This window comes from Emticicia sp. W12TSBA100-4 (assembly GCF_040253585.1).
Classification (GTDB): domain Bacteria; phylum Bacteroidota; class Bacteroidia; order Cytophagales; family Spirosomataceae; genus Emticicia.
Map to the genome: position 1 here is coordinate 263,306 of NZ_JBELAU010000011.1, position 19,317 is coordinate 282,622.

The following is a 19,317-nucleotide window of genomic DNA, read 5'->3' on the forward strand; positions in this document are numbered from 1 at the left end:
GAAAAAATATAATATAATGCAATTAAAAAAACGAATTTACACATTTAAAATACTGATTATCAATGGTTTATTTTTCATTCTATTTTTATCATCATGTAAAGAGAAGAAAGGAATAGAAACCGAACCAATAGTTACAGATTATCCAAAGGGGTATGTTGTAAACGGAGCAAGCAACAATGTTTCAATCATTGATTTGAATGAATTAAGTGTAAAAAATATCATTCAAATGACCGAACTTGGGCGTTTTCCACACCATATAAATCTTTCGACCGATGGGAAAAAATTGGCAGTTGCTTTACCCGAATTTGACTTTTTACTTGGCCATGCAGCATTGCATAATGCAACTGATAAAAAAGGTGGTGTGGCCGTTCTTGATGCTCAAAATGGAAATACTTTGTTGAAAATAGCAGTTCCAAGTGTCAATTTCAATGCAGTTTTTAGTCCTGATGGGAGTGAAATCTGGACAGCAAGCTCGACACATACAGGCGAAATGTTTGTTTATGATGCCAATAATGGAATGCTAAAAAGTCAAGTTACGCTTGGTGCTGATCCCTCAGAAGTCGTTTTTTCAAAAGATGGGCAGTATGTTTTTGTGGCATTGGGTGAAAGCAGTTTTGTTTATGTTTTGAATGCTAAAACAAGATTAATTACCAAAACAATAAAAGTTGACGCTTTTCCGACCAATGTTTGGGCTGGAAGTGATGACAAAATTTATGTAGAAAACAAAGTTGCCCATACCATAAATATCATAGATGCCAAAACTTTAACTGTCGTTGATTATTTAGATGTTGCTTTTACACCTGGACAAATCGCTTATAATCAAAGCCTTAACGAACTTTGGATTTGTCAAGCAGGTGAAAATAAAGTAGCATATTTTGAAAGAAAAAATAATCTTTGGAGTTTGAAAGGGAGCATCGTAACTGGTAATGATGCTCACGCCATAACTTTTACAAAAGATATGAAACGAGCATTTGTGGTCAATCAAAAAGGAAATACTGTTTCGGTGATTGATGCTGTAAATCATACGAAAACAAAGGATATTTCAGTAGGTAGCCAACCTAACGGAATCGTATTAAAAGAATAATTTAATCAATAATAAAACGTAATCAAACAATGAAAAAACTCATTTCAATTTTAACTATTTTACTGACTATCAGTACATTAACTTTTGCAATAGAGCCACCAAAAACTGCTGAAGTAAAAATCAAAACATCAGCAAAATGTGGTATGTGCAAAAAGCGTATCGAGCGTGACTTGGGCGTTTCAAAAGGAATTGTTAATTCTAACTTAAACTTAGATGATAAAGTTGTAACGATTACTTACAATACAAAAAAGACAAATCCAGAAAAAATCAAGCAAGTAATTTCAAAAATTGGTTACGATGCCGACGAAATCATTGCCGACCAAAAATCGCATGATGCTTTACCAAGTTGTTGCCAGAAAACAGCTGCTGCTCACAAAGATTGATTGCAACAAAAAAGGTGTTATTCTGAGAATAACACCTTTTTTATATACTTCAAACGAAAGATTAATTTTCGTTCAATACTTTCTCAACTAATTCGGCTGCTTCTTTCAACACAATTGCTGAATATACTTTCAAACCTGACTCGTTGATGATGGCAGCACCTTCAGCAGCGTTTGTTCCTTGCAAACGAACGATAATTGGCACTGGAATTTCGCCGATAGCTTTGTAAGCCTCAACAACACCAGTAGCAACACGGTCGCAACGAACGATACCACCAAAAATATTAATCAAAATCGCCTTAACGTTCGGGTCTTTCAAGATAATTCTGAAACCAGCTTCAACAGTTTTAGCATTTGCTCCACCGCCTACGTCAAGGAAGTTTGCAGGCTCACCACCAGCGAGCTTGATGATGTCCATAGTAGCCATTGCTAAACCAGCACCATTTACCATACAACCAACGTTACCATCAAGTTTTACGTAATTTAGGTCATTGTTTGATGCTTCAACTTCTAATGGATCCTCTTCTTCTACATCACGCATTGCTGCTAAATCTGGGTGACGGTAAAGAGCATTATCATCTATATTTACTTTAGCATCAACGGCCAAAATTTTATTATCAGATGTTTTCAACACAGGGTTGATTTCAAACATTGAAGAATCAGATTCAACATAAGCCTGATACAAAGAAGTTACAAACTTCACCATTTCTTTGTTTGCAGTACCTGTAAGACCTAATTTATCAGCAATTTTACGAGCTTGGAAAGCCTGTAAACCAACACGTGGGTCAATCCACTCTTTGAAAATTTTCTCAGGTGTATGCTCAGCCACCTCTTCGATATCCATACCACCTTCAGTCGAAGCCATGATTACATTGCAGCCTTTTGCTCTATCAAGCAAAATACCCATATAATATTCTTTCGGCTCGCTTTCGCCTGGATAATAAGCATCTTCAGCAACCAAAACTTTGTTTACTTTCTTGCCTTCTGCTCCAGTTTGGATTGTTACTAATACATTTCCAAGCAAATTTGTTGAGATTCTTGTTACATCATCAGCAGATTTTGCTAATTGAACACCTCTTTGCTCAATGCCTACGATACTTCCTTTTCCACGTCCGCCCGCATGTATTTGTGATTTCACAACGGCAAACTTAGAGTTAGTCATTTCGGCAATTTGCTGATAGGCAGCTACGGCCTGCTCAGGTGTTTCGGCTACGATACCACGCTGGATTCGTACACCATAACGGCTTAGTATTTCTTTACCTTGATACTCGTGAACGTTCATGTAAAGTAGGATTTTTTTTAGTTTTAAATTTTTTGCTAAATTAGTGAACAATTATGAATTATCAATTATCAATTATCAATTTATTGCTAATTTGGTGTAAGATTAAAAATTATCATAAATTATCAGCAAAAAAGGCTTATTTTTAGTCATTATTTTATTATTAAAGTTTTATAACAAATTTAATAAGAGTGATTCTGGAGAATCACCCCAATGAAAAATGCTAACAGCTAAAAGTATAAAAAAAAACTACGGAAACTTACAGGTTTTAAAAGGAATCGACTTAGAAATAAATCAAGGTGAAATTATTTCGATAGTTGGAGCATCAGGAGCAGGAAAAACTACACTTCTTCAAATTCTCGGCACGCTCGATAAAGCCGATTCTGGCGAAGTCTTACTCAACGGAGTTGATTATAGTTTATTGAAAGACAAGGAGTTAGCAAAATTTAGGAATGAAAAAATTAGTTTTATTTTTCAATTTCATAACCTTATGCCCGAATTTACGGCCATAGAAAATGTGTGTTTACCAGCTTGGATTGGTGGAAAAGATAAGACAGAAACCACTAAAAGGGCGGAAGAATTACTCCAACTTTTGGGTTTGAAAGAACGAGCAAAGCATTTTCCTTCGGAACTTTCGGGTGGAGAACAGCAACGAGTAGCCGTTGCGAGGGCATTGATTAATTCTCCAGCGGTAGTTTTTGCCGATGAACCAAGTGGAAATCTCGACTCAAAAAATGCAGAAGAATTACATCAATTGTTTTTTGAGTTGAGGAAACAATTCAATCAAACATTTGTTATTATTACTCATAACGTACATTTGGCAAATATGGCCGACCGAAAATTGGTTATGCAAGATGGCGTGATAATTAGTGACTTGTAACTGGTTACTGGAAATTGGTATAGATTCTCAGTAACAAAAAACCAATATCTAAACTAAAAATGTCTGACTCAATAAGAACTAAAAAACAAACACTTTATCTTGTTTTGTGCGGGATTTTCTTGACCAATGCCGTTGTAGCTGAAGTAATTGGGGCAAAGATTTTTTCGGTTGAAGCTACTCTCGGAATTGACCCATTACAAATTCCGTTATTTGGGCAGAAGTTCAATTTTAATATGTCGGCTGGGGTTCTAAACTGGCCATTTGTCTTCATTACCTCAGATATTATCAATGAATATTTTGGTAAATCTGGCGTAAAGAAAATTTCTTACCTAACCGCCATTTTGATTGCTTATGCTTTTATCATTATTTATATTTCGACGATAGTTTCGCCCGCTGATTTTTGGGTAAATCACAATAATAAAGATAAAGCTGGAAATTTTCTAAATATTGATGATGCTTACGGAATCATCTTCCGCCAAGGCCTTGGTATCATTTTGGGGTCAATTACAGCCTTTTTAGTTGGACAAATCTTGGATGCAACGGTTTTTCATTGGCTCAGAAAATATACCAATAATAAAATGATTTGGTTGCGTGCCACAGGTTCAACGCTTATTTCTCAGTTGATTGATAGCTTTGTAGTGGTTTTTATTGCCTTTTATGTTTTTGGAAACTGGACGATTACGGAAGTTCTTACTACTGGAACGAATAATTACATTTATAAGTTTGTAGTCGCAATTTTGCTAACTCCAATAATTTATTTGGCTCATAATATTATTGATAAATATTTGGGAAAAGAACATGCCCATCAGATTATTGATGAAGCAACATTTACACCTATGTAAAGCCCCTCCCTGCCCTCCCCAATAGGGAGGGTATATTTTTAATCTTTTGTAGGAATCTCAATCTTGCTGACTTGACAGTTTCCTGCACAACTGGCACAGCCCGAAGACTTTGAGGAAAATTGTTTACGTACGGTATTAACTAAATAAGCTACTGCACCAGCGAAAATGAGTCCGATAATAATGTTTTCTATCATTTTAGTGCTTGAATAATGTGTTGGTAATGATGCTCCGAATGCCAAGCATACAAGGCGATAACTTCCTGCATATCAAACGATTTCTTGTACCCTCCATGGTAATAAGTTTTATTTAATCCTTTCTTATCAAGGCTTTTGAAAAGTACCACCATACGCTTGTGTAAACCTTCGATAATTTGTAAAGATGGCTTAATTGGCAAAGAGTGATCAGGTAATAATGCCCAAGCAGCTTCGTCATAACCTTTGATTGGTGGATTTTCTTCGGTCAATGCAAAACGTACACGAGTAAACATATTGATATGGCTGTCAGCAATATGATGCACGACTTGACGAATCGTCCATCCTTCAGGACGGTAAGGTGTATCTAATTGAGCATCAGATAGTTTTGATGTCAAAGCCTTTAATCGTTGAGGTAATTTCTCTAAAACCTTTATATGTGAACGAGTATCTGATTTGGTGTATTTTTTACCATATTCAAAATCTCCGATTGGATATTTTAGCGATATTTCGCTTGATGCTTCAATATTCATTATCTAAGGAAAATTTTTATAAATTTCTTTACGAGCTAAGAAACGGCTAAGGATTACTGTCTCATTTTCAAAATAGAACCCCAATTCGATAATCTTTGATGCCTTTTGTACGAATCCGATAAACATTTTTAAAGCCTACCATTTTCTTTACACCTGTAATTTCATTTACACTACTGGCTCTTTTAATATCTTCAATAATATCTAATATGGCAGGTTTTAATAAATCGGGGACTTTTTTTAACATCACGTTCAAAACTTGCTTTATATGCATACTTCATTGACGCAACCAGTTTTCAAAGTCTAATTTTTCTTCCCTGTTTAATATAGGACTTTCTTTTTCATCTTCCATCAACTTAAACAAAGCCAAGTCTTCTTTTTGCTGAGTTGTATAAGTTTTGGCTGGAATATTTACCAATTTCAAGAAACTCGAAATCGCTTTCAACTGGTCTTTATTCTCTGGTGTGATTACAAAAGTGGTCATTTAATTATAAAGAAATAATATTTGAAAGTGAAACAACTATATTGCCCAATAACGTTGAATTTCGGCCAGTAGTTCCGTATGAACTGCCGAACCTACCACTACATCTCCACCAAAAAGATGATTATCTCCACCCGAAAAATCGGTGGCAAAACCTCCAGCTTCTGTTACAAGTAAAATTCCTGCTGCCATATCCCACGAGTTGAGATTATACTCATAAAAACCATCAAAATATCCGCACGCGGTGTAAGCCAAATCAATTGCTGCCGAACCCATACGGCGTAAACCGTGCGTTTTCTGCATCAAAGATTCCAAAATAAGCAAGTATTTATCTTGATTTTCAAATTTATAATAAGGAAATCCAGTTGCGAGTAGGCTTTCTCCTAAATGTTTAATTGGCGAGACTTGAATTTTTTCGCCGTTTCTAAAAGCACCACCACCTTTAGTCGCTGAAAAGACTTCTTTTGTGCAGACATTATACACTACTCCTACTAAAACATCTTTTCCACGAGCAAGAGCCAAACTTACTGAGTAATTTGGCAAACCATGAATAAAATTGGCTGTTCCATCGAGCGGGTCGATAATCCAATTTAAACCTTCGAGGTCAGATGAATCGGCTGTACCTTCTTCTGTGATAAATCCTGCCTCAGGGAGAATCTCACGCAGACGACTAACGATTATTTTTTCGGTTTCTTTATCAACATACGAAACTACGTTGTTTACGTCTTTATACTCGACCGAATTTCTATTAAACTTAGCTGATTCTTGAGCAATAAACGCTCCTGCTTCTTTGGCTACTTCTACTGTTTGTTGGCAAATTTCTTGTAAATTCATATTTTAAGATTGGAGATTCGAGATTGTAGATTCGAGATTAGAATTAGCATAAATATGTTTTCTCAAATCCCATATCTCCAATCTCGTGTCTATTTCAAAGTCCTTGAATATTTTTTCCTTTTGGATATTTTACGTTGTATTTCAGTAAAATCTCTTTGTTTTCGAGTGGTTGGAGAATCAATTTCCAAGTGAGTTTTCCAGTTTCACGGTTGAAATCAGCACCGATGGCATCTTCCAATTCAACTTCGATTCTGCTATCTTGTGAAATTGGCACTTGGTCTTCCATCACGATTGAAATTGGTTCATTTTTCGTGTTTCTAAGCGTAATTCGATAGCCAAATGTTTCACGGATATTTGAACCTACATTTTTTCTTGATTTAAACTCCTCAATTGTCTCACGCTTAGAGATAATCTTTTTGTCTCTTCCCATCGAAATTAACAAAGAATCTTTGGCTTCTCCACCTGCAATATCAGTTGTGCCTACGAAAGTTCCTTCAAAATACACATTGGCTGTTCCTGGCAGTAAATTATACTTTTCCCAATCAGTAATAATCGCCGTTAAGAAAGCATCTTTATCGAATTTAGGAACTGTATAATATTTGTAAGTAGAGCGTAATGAATGATTTTGAATATCAACCATTTCTGCATTTCCGCCAGAGTTGATGTTGTAAGGAATTGAAATATCAAAGTTTACCGCTAAGGTTGATTGAACTGTGTTGACAAATGAAGCGGTAGTTGAAACATCTGCCATTGCTACTGGTGCAGCAGCCATTTCCATCGCTTGGGGAGCTTCTCCTTTCATCATGCGTGCATTTTTTGTCTGAATTACGACTGGCTCATAAATATTCACATATTGAGCATATAATTCGGGTTTAGTGCCACCTTCAGCTGGATTTGCTGTTGAAAGTGTTAGTTTCACATTTTTCCAGTCGATACCTGTACTTTGGTAAACATTTGCACGATAAGCCAAATCAATATTGCTTTTTACGTCTTTTGCACGAATGTCATACACTGGCGACCAACCTGCATTATTTGCAATGTAAGTAAGATTCAACTCAACTGCTGAATATGCTTTTGTTTGCAATGTCAATTCAATTTCGCCCGCTGGTTGATTTACGTTTGTGCCTTGCGAAGTAAGTTGTTGCTGAAAACGATTGATTTTATCTTGTAAATCTCTCGACTGACGAACTAATTGCATTTGACGAGTGCCGATTTCTGTGAGTTTAGTTCTGAAAAAATCCATCATTTCTTTCAAATCTTCGGGGGTTGCTCCGTCTTTCTCATTTTTAATGTTTGAGTTCGCCATAAGCATATTTCGCTCATTATCAGCCACTTTCACTAAAACATCGACAACTTCTAACTCACTTTTGGCCATTTTCAATGAGTCTTCCAGCACACTACGTTTTTTATTACCGAGATAATTTTGTTTGAATTTCACACCCATAATCACCACATCACCTTTGCCGCCAATCTGAATACTATTTGGGTCGGCAGTTGTGGCTACATTGCCGATTATCATTTTGGTTGTGCCAGCCTGTACAGTAGTTTTTACACGAGCATCAATTTGAGCACGATTTAAGAAAACTGTGATGTGTTGATTCTCGGCATCAACTTTTATTTGACCTTGTGAGAAAATCGGAAAATGAAAACCAAATAGTAATGCTCCAAGCCCCAGTGTGGAATTTAGAATGGATGTTTTTGAAAAAAATAAGGTTAGTAATGATTTCAAATAGATTTTCATAATAAGAGTATGTTTGTTTCTGTAAAAACGTCAAGGTATCTGTTTATTGTGTGAACAGTTTGTTAATCTATCAAACCGAAAGGCAATTTTAAGAAAAATTCTTTGCTTTAGCTGTAAAACCTTTATTATTTTGCTTGAAATTATTGTAGAGCAACTTTTCAAGTAGCTTTATATACACCATTTTTATACTACTATTTATTTGGCGAACTGGAAGCGGCTGATGCTCGGTTCGCACCACATTTATATGATTAAAGAAAAAAATCTTAGACGTTTTACAGAAAATATCTTTTTGAGTATTGGTTGCCCAAAAAAAGATGCGAAACTCGCAGCTGATGTTTTGATTTCAGCCGATTTACGTGGTGTTGATTCGCACGGAACCGCTCGCTTGGTTGGCTATGTTCGTTTGTATGATAATGGACGATTAAACCCAAATCCTGAAATTAAAATCGTTCACGAAACGCCTTCTACGGCCGTAATTGATGGTGATAAGGGTTTAGGATTAGTTGTTGCCCCTTATGCTATGAAAGTAGCTATAAAAAAAGCAAAACGCTACGGTTCGGGCTGGATTTCGGTGCAAAACTCCAATCATTTTGGTATAGCGGGGTATCACTCAATGTTGGCTTTGCCACACGATATGATTGGTTGGGCAATGACCAACGCAGCACCTTTGGTAGTTCCGACTTTTGCTGTTGAAAAAATGCTTGGTACAAATCCGATTGCGGTTTCTGTTCCTGCTGGAAATCAACCACCTTTTGTTGCCGATTTTGCTTCTACGGCAGTTGCTTATGGAAAAATGGAAATTTTACAACGAAAAGGTTTATCGGCTCCAATCGGTTGGGTACAAGATGCCAACGGAAATCCGACTGATGATGCCAATGCCGTAAAAAATGGCGGAGGCCTGCTCCCACTTGGTGGTGACCGTGAACATGGTAGCCATAAAGGTTATGGACTGGGGGCAATTGTCGATATTTTTTCGGGAGTTTTGTCGGGAGCAAATTTTGGGCCGTGGGTTCCTCCTTTTGCAACTGCGGGATTTCATGGAGTTGCGGCCGAACAAGTTGGCAAAGGAACGGGGCATTTCTTAGGTGCGATGCGAATTGATGGTTTCCGACCAAAAGAAGAGTTTAAGGCCAGTATGGATACTTGGATTGAGCGTTTCAGAAATGCAAAACATATTGAAAATCAACCAGTTTTGATTCCTGGAGACCCAGAACGTGAACTTGAAAAAGAACGCCGAGCAAACGGAATTCCGCTCAATGATAAAGTGATTGAAGATTTACAAGAACTTGGAAATAGATTTGGGGTTAAGTTTTAACCCTTAGGGACGTCCAAATTGGACGTCCCTACGAAATATCAACTTCTACAAATTTTATTTTCTGACCGTAGGTCACATATTGTTACTTTCTCAAAATTCATATTAGCTAATCTCACCATTTCTCATACCCCTCCACTGGCTTGAATTTCGATTTTGGCTCGTAATAATTCCAAAGCAAAGCACTTACTTTTCGTAATAATTCATAACCTTCATTATCTCTCGTCCACGATTCATCTTTCTGTTTTTTTGTAATGATACAATAAACGTATTCGGCGTGTGGTGCGTGAACTAAAACTACTTCCGAACGTGAACGATTGACCGCTCCATTTTTCGTACCAACTTTTACATTTTCGGGTAATTGTGAAAGTCCTTCTCCATCCCAAAACTGACGCCCAAGATTTCGATACATTCTGTCGGAGGCGTCGGCAGTAAAAACTTTTCTCTGACGAAGCATTGTTATCAACTCGGCCATTTCTCGTGGTGTGGTTTGACCCCAACCATATTCTGGTCGATACGCCTCACGCCCAGCGGTTCGTGAATTCACTCGGGTATTTTTTAAGCCCAATGAGTCCATTATTGCATTTATTCGTGTTCCTCCTGCCATTGCTTGAAGCCATAAACTCCCAGTATTATCGCTTACTGTACACATTAGCATCATTACTTTATTGAGTTCTATTTTAGCTCCATCTTTTAGTGACCCAACAATTCCATCATCATAATGAAGCGAATCTTTGTAAATAAGCTCTTGGTCATATTTCAATTCTCCTTTTAGAATTTTATCGAAAGTACCGACCATAATAGGTATTTTGACCATGCTCGCCGTTGGAAAGATAGTATCGGCATTGATGGCTGCAAACTTGTTGGTTTTCAAGTTTTTTACATAAACTCCCACAACGCCATTAAAACCTGCGAGCGTTTCTTGCAGTTTATTTTGCAACACCTTATCTTCTTTAGGGCTTTGAGCAAATATTGATAAATTTAGACTCAGTAAAACAAAGAAAGTTAGTTTCTTTTTCACGGTTTGAATGGTTTAATGATGAAGTAATAGCAAAAATATAATTTTATCCTTCAAAAGCAAAAAGCCATGCAATGAGCATGGCTTTTGAGTACTATAAATCTATTGTTGAAGTATAATTTTGCTAAAATTATCTTGGACGACCACCACCACCAGCTGGTTGTTGAGTAGTTACACCATCTCCTTCACCAGCTTTTGCATCATCATTACTTACTTTCTTCTTACTACGGAACATATTTCCTCCGCTGAAATCCATTTTACCAAACATATAATTGATTGAGAAACGAATACCACGATTGTAAACATTACGTATGTTAGTCGTTTTGAAAGTAGGGTCGCTTGACTCGCTCGAAATTTTAAGTGCTTTCGTAAACGGATTGTCCAGACCAATATTGAAACTTCCTTTTTTGTTTTTGAAGTCTTTTTTCACACCTAAATTATAGAAACGGAATGCCCCTTGATAACCTTGTAATTGAATCTGACGACTACCCATGAAACCAAATGCTTGAGCTCCCCAACCTTTAGTAAAAGTATATGAAGCATTGAAGTTAACATTAGCATTCCAACCCTCATTTGAAATTTCTACAACTGTATTTTTATAAGTATTTGTTGCAGCATCCAGAATTGGAATTAATATCGAACCATTCAATAAGTTATTGGTAATGTTTGTACCACCACCCAAACGGAGATTCTTAGTTGGTTGTAAATTCACGAAAATACTACCACCATAGAAATTAGTTTTTCCGATATTATCAAAAGTTGAGGTTACGATACCTTGTTCATTTACCGACCTTACACTTGTGATATTATTGTCGGTAAATCTTCTAAATAATGAAACATTGATTGAATTTGCTTTGAAATAAGTACTATAATTCAATTCAAAACTATGGCTTAATTCAGGTTTTAATAATGGGTTACCATACGAAATATTCAGAGGGTCAGCGTAGTTTACGAATGGATTCAAGAATTCAAGTGATGGACGTTGAATACGCTGTGTATAACTTGCTCTTACTTTATGATTTTTTGGAAAATCTTTAGAAACCGACAAACTTGGAATAACATTCTCGTAAGCAGGAATCGTAATTTTGCTATCTGAAGTCTGGAATTTAGCAGTAATCTGCGTATTTTCATAACGAACCCCAGCTTTAATACCCCATTTTTTAGGTAAAGCAATCGTAAAAGTCGAATAAGCTGCTGCTACATCTTGGTCATAACTAAAATTATTGGTTCTATTAGCTTGAATGATGTAAGCACTCGTTGAAGCATCCCAGTTAAAGAAATCAAACTCACTCGTTACATCACGGATGATGTATTTCGCTCCAACTTCAAAGATATTTTTCTTAAATGGATAGGTGTAATCCATTTGAAAAGTTGTCTCGCCATTGATACCATCATTATTACTTTTGTTGAATGGTACACTATTACGGGAGTTTATAAATTCTGTTACTCTCACATTACGGCCATGTTGAGCTAAAAAAGCCAACTCGTGTCCTTGCTCTTTGAAAGTCTTCGTGTAGTTAAAGTCAACATCAATGCTTTGATTGTTACGAATATTTTTCGATTCTTGAGCAAATTGTTGCAAAATTGTACCCGATACAGTATTTAACAAACTTGTTTGTAAACCAGTTGTATTAAAACCTCCACTACCATATCTTGCACTCAAACTCATTGAATTTTTAGCATTGATATCATAATCAAGCGTGAGTTGAGAATTGGCAAACAAACGTCTCACATCATTTTCATCACTTTGTTTGAAAACAGTTTCAACACCTCTGACCGACGAAACACGATTGGTAGAACCATCACTTGGTGTGTTGTATGAGCTGTTTCCACCAAAATTCAATGCTACACCAACCTTCTTTTTGCGTAAGTTTACATTACCAAAAGCATTCGCTCCACGCCAGCCAGCACCAGCATTCACAAAACCTGTCAAACCTTGAAGGTTGTTTTTCTTTGTAATGATATTGATGATACCAGCCGTACCTTCAGCATCATATTTGGCTGATGGTGAAGTAATTACCTCAACTTGTTTAATCATATCAGCAGGAATTTGCTTGATTGCATCGGCCACATTAGTAGCTAAAATACTCGAAGGCTTGTTATTAATCAACACCTTGATATTACCACTTCCACGCATTTGCACGTTTCCGTCCATATCAACCGTAAGCATTGGAACTTTACGTAAAACGTCTTCGGCAGTTCCACCTTTACTCGTGATATCTTTGTCTGCATTATAAACCAAACGGTCAACTTTATCTTCAATTAAAGATGCCTGACCTGTAACCGTTACCTCAGCCAAAACTTTTGTATCGGTTGACATCAACATATTTCCAACATTGACTTCTTCTTTGTTTGCCTTGATTTCAACTTTAGCTAAAACCGCATTTTTGTAGCCAATAAATGAACCCACAACTTTATAAGTCCCTTTTGCTAAGTTTTTGACAGTAAATGCACCATTCATATCGGTCATTGCACCATCAACTACTTTATTGTTTTTGTCATAAACAGCTACCGATGCAAACTCTACGGCCTTATTAGTTGTAGAATCAATCAATTTACCAGAGATTTTAGCAGAACCTCTTGGAATTTCTTCTTGTGGAATTTGTGGTTGCTGCTGATTCATTCCAGGAAAACCGCCTCCACCCATACGCATACCACCACCTCCGCCACCACCTGGAAATTGGGCAAAAGTAACACAAGCACTTCCAATAATTAATAATAAAAGTAAATTCAGTTTTTTCATTAGTTGATTTTTTAAAATAGTATTTATAACAGCACAATTTAAAATTCTTCAAATCTTGAATAAGTACAAAATTAATGCTTATTTACCCTTGAAAAACTAAATTTAGTACCAAATGATTTAGATAATTTACAATCGGTTGAAAAGAGTAGACGAATGGCTCTTAATAATAGACATGAAAAATGCAAAATTGTGATGAGTGGCAGTGAGAAGTGAAAAAAATACAAAAAATGAGAAAAATGAAAATAAGCTACTTTTCAATTTGGTATTTTCTTCGAGTGGAATTAATTAAGAATTTCTTTTGTGAAGTAAAACTTTCAGCGTGCATTTGAGCAAATAAATATTTCCATTCATCAAATCTTTGAGCTTCAGATTTTTTGAATTTTTCGGCATCAATTTTTTTGGTAATCAAATATTCTTCAAAAGTCATTCTTTTTCGATTAAGGAAAAGTTTATTTGCAAAACTATCGACTATTTCTCAATTTTATAACAAATATTCAACTTTTTTCAATTTCTCGACCTGTAAAAATGCTCAAAAAATATTTCCTTTATTATATTATCCTCCTTGGAAGTTTTGGCTGTCAAAACAAAGCCGTAGTTTTTGAGGAGTCAAAACTAAAAGGCGTTTGCTTCGTTGCACCGCCGAGAGAAATCGAAGCCACTGAATTTGAAAATGTAAAAAATGTTCATGCCGAATGGGTGGCTCTTACGCCTTATGGCTTTACTCGTGATGGTAGTCCAGAATTTAGATATAACAAATCTTCAGACGGACATTGGTGGGGCGAGTCTCCGAAAGGTGTGAGTGAATGTGTGCGAATGGCCCACGAAAAAGGCTTAAAAGTGATGCTAAAACCCCACGCTTGGATACAAAGTAATTCGGGAAGTACTTTTACTGGCGATTTAGATTTCAAAACTGAGGCCGAATGGCAGACTTTTGAAAGATCTTTTGGCGAATACCTACTGGATTTTGCCAAAGTTGCCGATTCGACCAAAGTAGAAATCTATTGCATTGCTACCGAATTTAAGAATTTTGTTGAAAAACGACCTGATTTTTGGCATAAAATCATCAAGGACATTCGAGGTGTTTATAAAGGAAAACTGACCTACGCCGAAAACTGGGATTGCTACGATAAAGTACCTTTTTGGACAGAACTCGATTTTGTGGGTGTAGATGGTTATTTCCCATTGGCAGACGAAAAATCTCCTTCATTGGAAAATATCAAAAAAGGTTGGGACAAACACCGCACAGACCTCGAAAAATTCAGTAGAAAAATCCAAAAACCTATACTTTTCACAGAAATTGGCTATCAAAGTACCGATTTTACTACACAAAGACCGTGGGAGTCATACTCAAAACACCCCGATAATGATGCACTCCAAGCCGATGCTTATAAGGCTTTTTTTGAAGAAGTGTGGAAGGAAAGTTGGTTAGCAGGATGTTTTATATGGAAATGGTTTCCTGATATGAAACGAGAAAATGAAGAGGGTAAAAAACATAAATTCAGAGATAAATATACCCCACAAGGTAAGGTTGGCGAAATCGTTTTGAAAGAATATTTTAAGAATAATTAGTTGAAAATCACCCATTTATGAATTATATGAAACCCATTATTTATGCCTCATTGATTGCAATTTTAAGTGCATGTCAATCAAAAAAAGAAACAAACGAAACTCAAGTTAAAGCAAATGCAGATACTGTTGCAACGGCTTCTGCTCAAACTCAAAAAACTACTGATGAAATTCTAACCTTTGGATTTAGTAATGAAAATGGGACAAAGATTTTAGCATTTGAAGAAGATATTATTGGAAAAAACATCAATAAAAGCATTGATTATCAAGGAAATGTAAGCGATGTAACTTTCGAAGCAAGCCAAAAAGGCAATGAAAGTGGCGTCAATCTTGTTCCAACAAATTTTAAGAATTGTGCTGGACAGGTGATGTCTTTAACAAATAATAACAAAGTAAGCACAGACCTAAGTGTTGTGCTTTTCAATGACGCTTTTTTAAATACTCATCAACCTATTCTTGTTAAATCTCTACCTACCCCAAAAGCAATCGATGCTGCAAATAAAGTAAAAATAGAAGCTGAGCGTAAGCGAAAAATAAAAGAAGCTTGGAAAATTGCTGATGTAGGTGCAGAAAGTGCATTTATTGTTATTTTTGAGAAAAAGCAAGATAGTGTGCTGGCCAGTTTAGTAATTGGAGGTAAATCTTATATTTTTAAAGATTATCCAGCCAAATATGATGAAGGCTCAACTTGGCGAGTAGATGATGGCGGAGAATTTCCGAACGATGCTATTAAAATTTTGGCGGTATTCCGTAATAAATCAGGTGAATTAGAAATCATAACAGAATGGGCTGGTGCAGAAGGAGCAAACATTGAATATGCAAAAGCTAACAAAAATACATTTGAAACCATAAGAGAAGCCTCAAGATATTGGGGGGCATTATAAAACCATGAAAAAAATAAGCGTCATTTTTAGTTTTTTACTTAGTTTCAGTAGTTTTTCACAACAAATAGCAACCAAAAGTATTGAACCATCTATTCTCCGAAAAATTGTATCAGACGAGGCAATCGTAGATAAAGCACTACAATTTGAAGATAAAAATGGTAAAAATTATTTAGTAGCCACCACTCTACAAAACAGGTCAGACGAATGGGAAACAAAGGCAATTCTGGTGCAGCATTACATCGAAAAAAGTAACAAAGAGCTTGTTTTGCTTAGACAAATTACCGACAAGGAAGACCATTGTGAATTTGATAATGATTTGCAATTTCTGACTGAATCTCTTAGAATTACTGATTTAGACAAGAATAAATATGCGGAAATTACTTTCATGTATAAACTTGGCTGTCGAAGCGATGTTAGCCCTATCACATTAAAATTAATGGTCATTGAAAATGGCAACAAAGCTGCCATCAGAGGTAACACAATTCCGAGAGGCATGGGCACTTTACACGAAAAATATCCCGATGGCTCATTTAATAAACTCTCCAAACCCATTCAAGACCAAGCCAATAAACTATGGGACAAATTTGCTCCTGAGTTTTGATTCAAATATGAAAAGTCAGCGAGTATAAAACGTCGGCAAGCAGTTCCACTGCGGGTTTAAACATTGCCGACGTTTTTTCATTTTTTTTGACTAATTTTGCACTCGTTTTAAAAATTAAGATTCAAAAATGTCATTTACTGAAGAGTTACACAAACGCCGTACATTCGCCATCATTGCCCACCCCGATGCAGGAAAAACCACTTTGACCGAAAAACTACTACTTTTTGGTGGTGCAATTCAGACTGCGGGTGCTGTAAAATCAAATAAAATCAAGAAGTCAACGACCTCTGACTTTATGGAAATCGAAAAGCAACGTGGTATTTCGGTGGCAACCTCGGTAATGACTTTTGAATACCGAGCCTTAAAAATCAATATCCTTGATACACCTGGTCACAAAGATTTTGCGGAAGATACTTACCGCACGCTTACGGCTGTGGATAGCGTAATTTTGGTAATTGACTGCGTAAAAGGTGTAGAAGAGCAAACCGAAAGGTTAATGGAGGTTTGCCGAATGCGTAAAACTCCTGTTATCATTTTCGTAAATAAAATGGACCGTGAAGGACAAAATCCATTTGATTTATTAGATGAACTGGAGCAGAAATTGAGTTTACGAGTTCGTCCAATCACTTGGCCAGTAAATGGTGGTTCAAATTTCAAAGGAGTATATCATTTGCTCGAAAAGAAAATGAATCACTTCGCCATCAATAAAACCCGCTTAGAAGATGATATTGATGTAATTGAGTTAGAATCTGAGGTTTTAGACCAAAAAGTTGGAGCAAAAGATGCCGCTCAATTGCGTGAAGATGTTGAATTGATTGATGGAATCTACGATACTTTCGATAAAGAAGCCTATCTCAATGGCGATTTAGCACCAGTATTTTTCGGAAGTGCCGTAAGTAATTTCGGTGTTATGGAATTATTGAATACATTCTGTGATGTTTCGCCATTGCCAGTGCATCGCATGACCGATAAACGCATGGTCGAGCCAGATGAAAATAAATTTAGTGGTTTTGTATTCAAAATACACGCAAATATCGACCCACGCCACCGTGATAGAATTGCTTTTTTAAGAATTTGTAGCGGAGAATTTAACCGAGGAAAATTCTACAAACACGTAAGATTGAACAAAGAGATGCGTTTTGCAAGTCCATTTGCATTTTTGGCTGATAGAAAAGATGTTGTAGAAGATGCCTACCCTGGCGATGTAATCGGTTTATACGATACTGGAACTTTTAAAATCGGAGATACCTTGACTGAAGGTGAAGAATTACAATTTACTGGAATTCCGAGTTTTTCGCCAGAGATTTTCAAAGAGGTTATCAACAAAGACCCTATGAAATCGAAGCAATTGGAGAAAGGTGTACAACAATTAACCGATGAAGGTGTGGCTCAATTATTTACGATTCAACCTGGTAACAGAAAAATTATCGGAACAGTTGGAGAACTTCAATTTGAGGTAATTCAGCACCGTTTATTGAATGAATATTCGGCAAGTTGTGTGTTTGAACATCGCCCCTACTCAAAAGCTTGTTGGATAACCTGTGAAGATAAAGTCAAATTAGCAGAATTTATTCGTCTGAAAAGCAATTTTATTGCCTACGATAAAGACCAAAACCCTGTATTTTTGGCAGAAACTGATTGGATTCTTCGCATGAACATTCAAAATAATCCCGATATTCAGTTTCATACTACTTCGGAATTTAAAACTGCATTGCAGTATTAATGCCTTTATTTCTACCTTAAAATTAATGAGTCACACCTATTTTGATTAGCTGTGACTCATTTGTTTTTAACCGATTAAAATCGCCGGCAAAAGGAACAAAGGAAATTATATCTATAAAACCCGATTAAAATCGGGTTTCGTTGTATTAATACTTCACTTTTATTCCGTGATAAATTTCTTGTTCTTGATAATCTTTTCGGAGTGGATGCCCTTCCCAATCGGCTGGCAATAAAATTCTTCTCAAATCGGGATGTCCGATAAAATCAATTCCTACTAAATCAAATGCTTCCCTTTCGTGCCAATCGGCAGTTTTCCAAATTGGCGTGAGTGAGTAAACTTTTGGTAAGGGTTCACCCTCCTGATTCCGAGGTACTTCAACTTTCAGCACAAAATTATGCTCATAGGGAATTGAAGTTAAATGATAAACAACTTCAACAGTTCCTATCGTCGGGCCATTATCGATTCCTGTAATACAAGCCAAAAAATCAAAATAAAGTTTGGGCTGAACGTGCAGAAACTGACACACTTCGAGTAAGCGTTCGTTGGGTATTGTTATACTATGCTGAAGTGAAATTATATCTTCTTTCAAAATAACTTCATCACCAAACATATTGATTATCAATTCTTTAATCTCACTAAAGCTCATTTCGATTTCTTAAAAAATGTTAATTTAAACAAAAATAGCAGTTTTTGTTCAGAGTATGCTTAAACTATTGTCTTATTATTCACTCTAATCTGCATAAGTGTTCATTATTAAAACAAATTTATTACAATGAAAAAAGGAATTTTGGTAACGCTATTAATCGCAGGAATTGGTTTCTCTACAATTGCACAAGATGCAAAACCAGCTCATAAAGAAAGACCTCAACATGAAAAGAGAGGACAAAGACAAGGCGGAAGATTCACTGCCGAAGAGCGTGCAGAAGTCTATGCAAAACGTATGCAGAAAAATCTAAACCTTTCGGATGAACAATACAAAAAGGTTTTAGCGATCAATATTGAGCAAGCAAAAAAACAAGAAGAGTTACGTGCCGCACACAAAGCTGAAATGCAGGCTACTCGTGAAAAAATGAAAGCAAATCACCAAGATTTGAACAAAAAATACGAGTCGGTGCTTACACCTGAGCAATTAAAGAAATTTAAAGAAGAGCAAGAAAAACGCAAAGCCGAAATGCAAGAAGGAAGAAAAGAAAGAAGAGGTAGAAGATAATTTTCAATTTTTTCCGTA

General features: G+C 36.2%; 21 protein-coding genes. 10 read left to right on the plus strand and 11 right to left on the minus strand.

Features of this window, described 5'->3' with window-relative positions:
- Positions 1-16: 16 nt before the first annotated feature.
- Both ABR854_RS18030 and ABR854_RS18035 read left to right on the plus strand, forming a co-directional pair.
- Positions 17-1,084, plus strand: coding sequence for a YncE family protein (locus ABR854_RS18030; RefSeq protein WP_350267137.1), 1,068 nt, complete (start codon positions 17-19; stop codon positions 1,082-1,084).
- Positions 1,085-1,113: 29 nt separating this feature from the next.
- The gene (locus ABR854_RS18035) at positions 1,114-1,467 is read left to right on the plus strand and encodes a heavy-metal-associated domain-containing protein (RefSeq protein WP_350267139.1); all 354 of its coding nucleotides are present in this window, start codon (positions 1,114-1,116) and stop codon (positions 1,465-1,467) included.
- Positions 1,468-1,528: 61 nt separating this feature from the next.
- Here ABR854_RS18035 and sucC read toward each other — a convergent pair whose 3' ends face one another.
- Positions 1,529-2,746, minus strand: coding sequence for an ADP-forming succinate--CoA ligase subunit beta (gene sucC / locus ABR854_RS18040; protein ID WP_305952565.1), 1,218 nt, complete (start codon positions 2,744-2,746; stop codon positions 1,529-1,531).
- 217 nt (positions 2,747-2,963) lie between these two features.
- Between sucC and ABR854_RS18045 the strand changes: the two genes are divergently transcribed.
- Together ABR854_RS18045 and ABR854_RS18050 are read left to right on the plus strand one after the other, a co-directional pair.
- Complete coding sequence (locus ABR854_RS18045; RefSeq protein ID WP_350267141.1) at positions 2,964-3,623, plus strand: ABC transporter ATP-binding protein; 660 nt, start codon at positions 2,964-2,966, stop codon at positions 3,621-3,623.
- A 59-nt stretch (positions 3,624-3,682) separates the two neighbouring features.
- Positions 3,683-4,465 carry a queuosine precursor transporter gene (locus ABR854_RS18050; RefSeq protein ID WP_350267143.1) on the plus strand — a complete coding sequence of 261 codons (783 nt, stop codon included), beginning with the start codon at positions 3,683-3,685 and terminating at the stop codon, positions 4,463-4,465.
- 38 nt (positions 4,466-4,503) lie between these two features.
- Here the strand turns inward: ABR854_RS18050 and ABR854_RS18055 are convergent, their stop codons facing one another.
- The 6 genes from ABR854_RS18055 to ABR854_RS18080 form a co-directional block, all read right to left on the minus strand.
- Positions 4,504-4,659 carry a FeoB-associated Cys-rich membrane protein gene (locus ABR854_RS18055; RefSeq protein ID WP_350267145.1) on the minus strand — a complete coding sequence of 52 codons (156 nt, stop codon included), beginning with the start codon at positions 4,657-4,659 and terminating at the stop codon, positions 4,504-4,506.
- Positions 4,656-5,189 carry a YfiT family bacillithiol transferase gene (locus tag ABR854_RS18060; RefSeq protein WP_350267147.1) on the minus strand — a complete coding sequence of 178 codons (534 nt, stop codon included), beginning with the start codon at positions 5,187-5,189 and terminating at the stop codon, positions 4,656-4,658. Before ABR854_RS18060 ends, ABR854_RS18055 begins: the two co-directional genes overlap by 4 nt.
- Before the next feature lie 67 nt (positions 5,190-5,256).
- Positions 5,257-5,433: a hypothetical protein gene (locus ABR854_RS18065; protein WP_350267149.1), complete on the minus strand. Its 177-nt coding sequence runs from the start codon at positions 5,431-5,433 to the stop codon at positions 5,257-5,259.
- 30 nt (positions 5,434-5,463) lie between these two features.
- On the minus strand, positions 5,464-5,670 hold the full coding sequence (locus ABR854_RS18070; RefSeq protein WP_350267151.1) for a DUF2683 family protein: 207 nt from the start codon (positions 5,668-5,670) through the stop codon (positions 5,464-5,466).
- Positions 5,671-5,706: 36 nt separating this feature from the next.
- On the minus strand, positions 5,707-6,501 hold the full coding sequence (locus ABR854_RS18075; protein ID WP_350267153.1) for an inositol monophosphatase family protein: 795 nt from the start codon (positions 6,499-6,501) through the stop codon (positions 5,707-5,709).
- A gap of 94 nt (positions 6,502-6,595) precedes the next feature.
- A complete protein-coding gene (locus ABR854_RS18080) occupies positions 6,596-8,242 on the minus strand; it encodes a DUF4139 domain-containing protein (RefSeq protein ID WP_350267155.1) in 1,647 nt (548 codons plus the stop codon).
- 244 nt (positions 8,243-8,486) lie between these two features.
- Here ABR854_RS18080 and ABR854_RS18085 point away from each other — a divergent pair, with 244 nt between their 5' ends.
- Positions 8,487-9,557 carry an Ldh family oxidoreductase gene (locus ABR854_RS18085; protein ID WP_350267156.1) on the plus strand — a complete coding sequence of 357 codons (1,071 nt, stop codon included), beginning with the start codon at positions 8,487-8,489 and terminating at the stop codon, positions 9,555-9,557.
- A 112-nt stretch (positions 9,558-9,669) separates the two neighbouring features.
- On the opposite strand, the gene ABR854_RS18090 is transcribed toward ABR854_RS18085, so the two are convergent.
- From ABR854_RS18090 to ABR854_RS18100, 3 genes are all read right to left on the minus strand, one after another.
- A complete protein-coding gene (locus ABR854_RS18090; RefSeq protein WP_350267158.1) occupies positions 9,670-10,575 on the minus strand; it encodes a serine hydrolase in 906 nt (301 codons plus the stop codon).
- A gap of 127 nt (positions 10,576-10,702) precedes the next feature.
- Positions 10,703-13,315 (minus strand): TonB-dependent receptor, encoded by a 2,613-nt coding sequence (locus ABR854_RS18095; RefSeq protein ID WP_350267160.1) that lies wholly within the window; start codon positions 13,313-13,315, stop codon positions 10,703-10,705.
- A 247-nt stretch (positions 13,316-13,562) separates the two neighbouring features.
- A complete protein-coding gene (locus tag ABR854_RS18100; protein WP_350267162.1) occupies positions 13,563-13,742 on the minus strand; it encodes a hypothetical protein in 180 nt (59 codons plus the stop codon).
- Between the two features lie 98 nt (positions 13,743-13,840).
- Here ABR854_RS18100 and ABR854_RS18105 point away from each other — a divergent pair, with 98 nt between their 5' ends.
- The 4 genes from ABR854_RS18105 (at position 13,841) to ABR854_RS18120 (ending at position 18,089) form a co-directional block, all read left to right on the plus strand.
- Positions 13,841-14,884 (plus strand): glycoside hydrolase family 113, encoded by a 1,044-nt coding sequence (locus ABR854_RS18105; RefSeq protein ID WP_350267164.1) that lies wholly within the window; start codon positions 13,841-13,843, stop codon positions 14,882-14,884.
- 26 nt (positions 14,885-14,910) lie between these two features.
- Positions 14,911-15,765: a hypothetical protein gene (locus tag ABR854_RS18110; RefSeq protein ID WP_350267166.1), complete on the plus strand. Its 855-nt coding sequence runs from the start codon at positions 14,911-14,913 to the stop codon at positions 15,763-15,765.
- 4 nt (positions 15,766-15,769) lie between these two features.
- On the plus strand, positions 15,770-16,366 hold the full coding sequence (locus ABR854_RS18115; protein ID WP_350267168.1) for a M949_RS01915 family surface polysaccharide biosynthesis protein: 597 nt from the start codon (positions 15,770-15,772) through the stop codon (positions 16,364-16,366).
- A gap of 127 nt (positions 16,367-16,493) precedes the next feature.
- A complete protein-coding gene (locus tag ABR854_RS18120) occupies positions 16,494-18,089 on the plus strand; it encodes a peptide chain release factor 3 (RefSeq protein WP_350267169.1) in 1,596 nt (531 codons plus the stop codon).
- 145 nt (positions 18,090-18,234) lie between these two features.
- On the opposite strand, the gene ABR854_RS18125 is transcribed toward ABR854_RS18120, so the two are convergent.
- The gene (locus tag ABR854_RS18125; RefSeq protein WP_350267171.1) at positions 18,235-18,735 is read right to left on the minus strand and encodes an NADH-quinone oxidoreductase subunit C; all 501 of its coding nucleotides are present in this window, start codon (positions 18,733-18,735) and stop codon (positions 18,235-18,237) included.
- A gap of 126 nt (positions 18,736-18,861) precedes the next feature.
- Between ABR854_RS18125 and ABR854_RS18130 the strand changes: the two genes are divergently transcribed.
- Positions 18,862-19,299 (plus strand): DUF4890 domain-containing protein, encoded by a 438-nt coding sequence (locus ABR854_RS18130; protein WP_350267173.1) that lies wholly within the window; start codon positions 18,862-18,864, stop codon positions 19,297-19,299.
- The last annotated feature ends 18 nt before the right edge of the window (positions 19,300-19,317 follow it).

Bases quoted from the DNA above. Each gene is read 5' to 3' on its own strand.
- ABR854_RS18030 (WP_350267137.1), top strand. From the start codon at position 17: ATGCAATTAAAAAAACGAATTTACACATTTAAAATACTGATTATCAAT.
- ABR854_RS18035 (WP_350267139.1), top strand. From the start codon at position 1,114: ATGAAAAAACTCATTTCAATTTTAACTATTTTACTGACTATCAGTACA.
- sucC (WP_305952565.1), bottom strand. From the start codon at position 2,746: ATGAACGTTCACGAGTATCAAGGTAAAGAAATACTAAGCCGTTATGGT.
- ABR854_RS18045 (WP_350267141.1), top strand. From the start codon at position 2,964: ATGCTAACAGCTAAAAGTATAAAAAAAAACTACGGAAACTTACAGGTT.
- ABR854_RS18050 (WP_350267143.1), top strand. From the start codon at position 3,683: ATGTCTGACTCAATAAGAACTAAAAAACAAACACTTTATCTTGTTTTG.
- ABR854_RS18055 (WP_350267145.1), bottom strand. From the start codon at position 4,659: ATGATAGAAAACATTATTATCGGACTCATTTTCGCTGGTGCAGTAGCT.
- ABR854_RS18060 (WP_350267147.1), bottom strand. From the start codon at position 5,189: ATGAATATTGAAGCATCAAGCGAAATATCGCTAAAATATCCAATCGGA.
- ABR854_RS18065 (WP_350267149.1), bottom strand. From the start codon at position 5,433: ATGTTAAAAAAAGTCCCCGATTTATTAAAACCTGCCATATTAGATATT.
- ABR854_RS18070 (WP_350267151.1), bottom strand. From the start codon at position 5,670: ATGACCACTTTTGTAATCACACCAGAGAATAAAGACCAGTTGAAAGCG.
- ABR854_RS18075 (WP_350267153.1), bottom strand. From the start codon at position 6,501: ATGAATTTACAAGAAATTTGCCAACAAACAGTAGAAGTAGCCAAAGAA.
- ABR854_RS18080 (WP_350267155.1), bottom strand. From the start codon at position 8,242: ATGAAAATCTATTTGAAATCATTACTAACCTTATTTTTTTCAAAAACA.
- ABR854_RS18085 (WP_350267156.1), top strand. From the start codon at position 8,487: ATGATTAAAGAAAAAAATCTTAGACGTTTTACAGAAAATATCTTTTTG.
- ABR854_RS18095 (WP_350267160.1), bottom strand. From the start codon at position 13,315: ATGAAAAAACTGAATTTACTTTTATTATTAATTATTGGAAGTGCTTGT.
- ABR854_RS18100 (WP_350267162.1), bottom strand. From the start codon at position 13,742: ATGACTTTTGAAGAATATTTGATTACCAAAAAAATTGATGCCGAAAAA.
- ABR854_RS18105 (WP_350267164.1), top strand. From the start codon at position 13,841: ATGCTCAAAAAATATTTCCTTTATTATATTATCCTCCTTGGAAGTTTT.
- ABR854_RS18110 (WP_350267166.1), top strand. From the start codon at position 14,911: ATGAAACCCATTATTTATGCCTCATTGATTGCAATTTTAAGTGCATGT.
- ABR854_RS18115 (WP_350267168.1), top strand. From the start codon at position 15,770: ATGAAAAAAATAAGCGTCATTTTTAGTTTTTTACTTAGTTTCAGTAGT.
- ABR854_RS18120 (WP_350267169.1), top strand. From the start codon at position 16,494: ATGTCATTTACTGAAGAGTTACACAAACGCCGTACATTCGCCATCATT.
- ABR854_RS18125 (WP_350267171.1), bottom strand. From the start codon at position 18,735: ATGAGCTTTAGTGAGATTAAAGAATTGATAATCAATATGTTTGGTGAT.
- ABR854_RS18130 (WP_350267173.1), top strand. From the start codon at position 18,862: ATGAAAAAAGGAATTTTGGTAACGCTATTAATCGCAGGAATTGGTTTC.